Origin of the sequence: Streptomyces sp. S3(2020) (genome assembly GCF_013044505.1) — a bacterium.
GTDB lineage: Bacteria > Actinomycetota > Actinomycetes > Streptomycetales > Streptomycetaceae > Streptomyces.
This window is the reverse complement of the sequence record NZ_JABERD010000433.1, coordinates 1-3,232: the sequence shown is the minus strand read 5'-3', so window position 1 is coordinate 3,232 and position 3,232 is coordinate 1. Positions and strand designations below refer to the sequence as shown.

Below are 3,232 nucleotides of genomic sequence, written 5' to 3'. Positions count from 1 at the left end.
CGTCAGTGTGCTAGATTTTTGTCAGCTCCGGTTCGTCTCGTCTCCGCCCTCGCGCCTGCTGTGCTCGGTGATGGTGCCTATCGGCTGGCCCGCCGCGACCCGGACGACCTGCACGTCTGGTGCCGGGTCCCCGACGACGTCGTCAAGCTCCGGGCCGCCGACCCGGCCCTCGCGCTGCGCTGGCGGCGCGCGGTCCGCGAGGTGTTCACCCAGGCCTTCGCGCAGGGGTTCACGGCGACGGGGATGTCGCGGGACGGCTGGTACACGCTCACCCGTCTCCCGGAGGGGGCCGCATGAAGCTCGAACGCGTGGAGATCGTCCACGTCGCGATTCCGCTCGTCACCCCGTTCCGCACCTCCTTCGGCACGATGACGACGAAGGACACCTTCCTCCTGCACGTCGTCACGGACACGGGGGAGGGCTGGTCGGAGTTCGCCGCCGACCCGGAACCGCTGTACTGCTCGGAGTTCGTGGCCGGAGCGGAGACGGTCCTGCGGGACTTCCTGCTGCCGAGGGCCGCGGCACTGCCCGCGCCCACCACCGCCCTGCTGGCCCCGGTGCTGGCGAAGGTCAAGGGGCACGAGCTGGCGAAGGCGGCCCTGGAGACAGCGGTCCTGGACGCCGAACTGCGGTCGTACGGGATGCCGCTGGCGACCTATCTGGGCGCGGTGCGCGACCGGGTCCCCGCGGGGGTGTCGGTGGGGATCAAGACGTCGGTCGCGGAGCTGCTCGACGACGTCTCGCGCTATCTCGCCGAGGGCTACGTCCGCATCAAGCTGAAGATCGAGCCGGGCTGGGACGTGGAGCCGGTACGGGCGGTGCGCGAGCGCTTCGGCGCGGAACTGCCGCTCCAGGTGGACGCCAACACGGCGTACACCCTCGCGGACGCCGAGCATCTGCGACGGCTGGACGAGTACGGGCTGCTGCTGATCGAGGAGCCGCTGGAGGAGAACAACCTGTACGGGCACGCGCAGCTCCAGCGCCGGCTGTCCACGCCCGTCTGCCTCGACGAGTCCCTGCACAACGCCCGCGACACCGCCTCCGCGATCGCGATGGACGCGTGCCGGGTGGTCAACGTCAAACCCGCGCGGGTCGGCGGCTATCTGGAGGCCCGGCGGGTGCACGACGTGGCGCACGCCCACGGGGTGCCGGTGTGGTGCGGCGGCATGCTGGAGACCGGAATCGGCCGCGCCCCGAACCTGGCGCTGGCGGCACTTCCGGGCTTCACGCTGCCGGGCGACACCTCGGCGTCCTCGCGCTACTTCGCGGAGGACATCACGGAGCCGTTCGTGCTGGAGGACGGCCATCTGCCGGTCCCGCGCACCCCGGGCATCGGCATCGAGCCGCTCCCCCAGGTGCTGCGGCGCTTCACCCGGCGCCGGGAGGATCTCTACGTGGGCTGACCGGGCCCCGGCCGGAAGTGGCCGTCGCGTTAGATTGATCCCGTGCTCTCTCGCCTCACACGCCCCCAGGCCGTAGCCGTCTGTGCCCTGCCCGTCGTGGCCCTGCTCGCCACGGCGGCCCTCGCACCGCTGCCGTTCTCGCTGGCACAGCCCGGTATGACGGCGAACGTCCTCGGCGAGAACAAGGGCACCCCGGTGATCACGATCTCGGGTGCGCCGACCCGGGACACCAGCGGACAGCTCCGGATGACCACCATCGAGGCGACCAATCCGGACACCCGGGTCTCGCTCGGCGACGTGCTGGACGCGTGGTTCGACACGGACCGGGCGGTCATGCCGCGCGACTCGGTCTATCCCAGCGGGCAGTCCACCAAGGAGATCGAGCGGCACAACACCGCGCAGATGAAGGAGTCCCAGGACGCGGCGACCCTGGCCGCGCTCAACTACCTGGATCTCAAGGACGACGACGTCAAGGTCACGCTGAAGCTGGCGGACGTCGGCGGCCCCAGCGCGGGCCTGCTGTTCTCCCTGGGCATCGTGGACAAGCTGGACGGCGACGGCAGCGGCGGCGACCTCACCGGCGGCCGCACCATCGCCGGGACCGGCACGATCGACGCGGACGGCACGGTGGGCGCGGTCGGGGGTGTGCCCCTGAAGACGCAGGCCGCGAAACGGGACGGGGCGACGGTGTTCCTGGTCCCCAAGGACGAGTGCGCGGACGCGCAGGCGGAGCTGCCGAAGGGGCTGCGGCTCGTTCCGGTGACCACGCTGAAGGGCGCGGTGAGCGCGCTGGTGGCGCTGGAGACGGGCAAGGGCTCCGTACCGAGCTGCTAGCCCGACGCGGGGTTCGTGAAGGGCTACCGCTCCTTCACGAACCCCCCTTCACGAACCCTTCCTTCTTCATCCAGTCCAGCGCGACCTGGTGCGGATCCTGACCGTCCACGTCCACCTTGGCGTTCAGTTCCTGGGCGACCGTGTTGTCCAGCTTCTTCGTGACCGGGTCGAGGAGCTCCGCGATCGCCGGCCACTTCTTCAGCGCCTTGGAGTTGATCACGGGGGCCGCGTTGTAGTTGGGGAAGAACTTCTTGTCGTCGGCCATCACCGCGAGGTTCATGGACTTGATGCGGCCGTCGGTGGTGAAGACCTCGCCGTAGGTGCAACTGCCCTTCTTCACCTGGGTGTAGATGATCCCGGTGTCCATCTGGGTGATGTTCTTCGCCGGGACGCTCATCCCGTACGCCTTCTCCATGCCCGGCAGTCCGTCCGCGCGGTTGGCGAACTCGCTCTCCACGCACAGGGTCACGGCCCCGGGGTCCGACTTCGACAGCGCGGCCACGTCCGACAGGGTCTTCGTGCCGTACTCCTTGAAGTGGGACTGGTTCATCGCGAGCGCGTACGTGTTGTTGAGGGAGGCCGGCGGCAGCCACGTCAGCCCGTTCCTCAGGTCTGCCTCGCGTACCGCCTCCCACTGCTGGTGCGGGTCGGCGATCGGCTCGCTGTTGCCCAGGTACGTGATCCAGGCGGTGCCCGTGTACTCGTACATCCCGTCCGCGTCACCGGACTTGACCGCCTCACGGGCCCCGATCGAGCCCTGGATGCCCGTCCGGTCGAGGACGTCCGCCCCGGCCGCCTGGAAGGCGATCCCCATGATCGCGCCGAGGATCAGCTGCTCGGTGAACTCCTTGGAGGTCACCGTGAGGCTCGCCCCCTTGAGCGGCTCGCCCCGCCCGATCGAGCCCGGCGTCACGTCATCGACCATCGGCGACCCACTCGTCAGCCCACAGCCCGAGACCAGCACCCCCACCATCACCACCACACCCACCCGCTTC

General features: G+C 69.8%; 3 protein-coding genes and 1 pseudogene. 3 read left to right on the top strand and 1 reads right to left on the bottom strand.

Going from position 1 to position 3,232, the window contains the following annotated elements; genetic code table 11:
- The 3 genes and pseudogenes from HLK59_RS49155 to HLK59_RS49145 form a co-directional block, all read left to right on the top strand.
- Window positions 1–297, top strand: a pseudogene (locus tag HLK59_RS49155) (hypothetical protein); the annotation flags it as partial.
- Window positions 294–1,403 (top strand): o-succinylbenzoate synthase, encoded by a 1,110-nt coding sequence (gene menC, locus HLK59_RS49150; RefSeq protein WP_171148197.1) that lies wholly within the window; start codon window positions 294–296, stop codon window positions 1,401–1,403. The pseudogene HLK59_RS49155 and the gene menC, both read left to right, overlap by 4 nt.
- Before the next feature lie 42 nt (window positions 1,404–1,445).
- Window positions 1,446–2,237: a S16 family serine protease gene (locus HLK59_RS49145; protein ID WP_171148196.1), complete on the top strand. Its 792-nt coding sequence runs from the start codon at window positions 1,446–1,448 to the stop codon at window positions 2,235–2,237.
- Between the two features lie 34 nt (window positions 2,238–2,271).
- Here HLK59_RS49145 and HLK59_RS49140 read toward each other — a convergent pair whose 3' ends face one another.
- Window positions 2,272–3,210, bottom strand: coding sequence for a glycine betaine ABC transporter substrate-binding protein (locus HLK59_RS49140; protein ID WP_171148198.1), 939 nt, complete (start codon window positions 3,208–3,210; stop codon window positions 2,272–2,274).
- Window positions 3,211–3,232: the final 22 nt, after the last annotated feature.

Excerpts from the sequence above, each read along its gene's own strand:
- HLK59_RS49140 (WP_171148198.1), bottom strand. The coding sequence starts at position 3,210 with ATGGTGGGGGTGCTGGTCTCGGGCTGTGGGCTGACGAGTGGGTCGCCG.
- menC (WP_171148197.1), top strand. The coding sequence starts at position 294 with ATGAAGCTCGAACGCGTGGAGATCGTCCACGTCGCGATTCCGCTCGTC.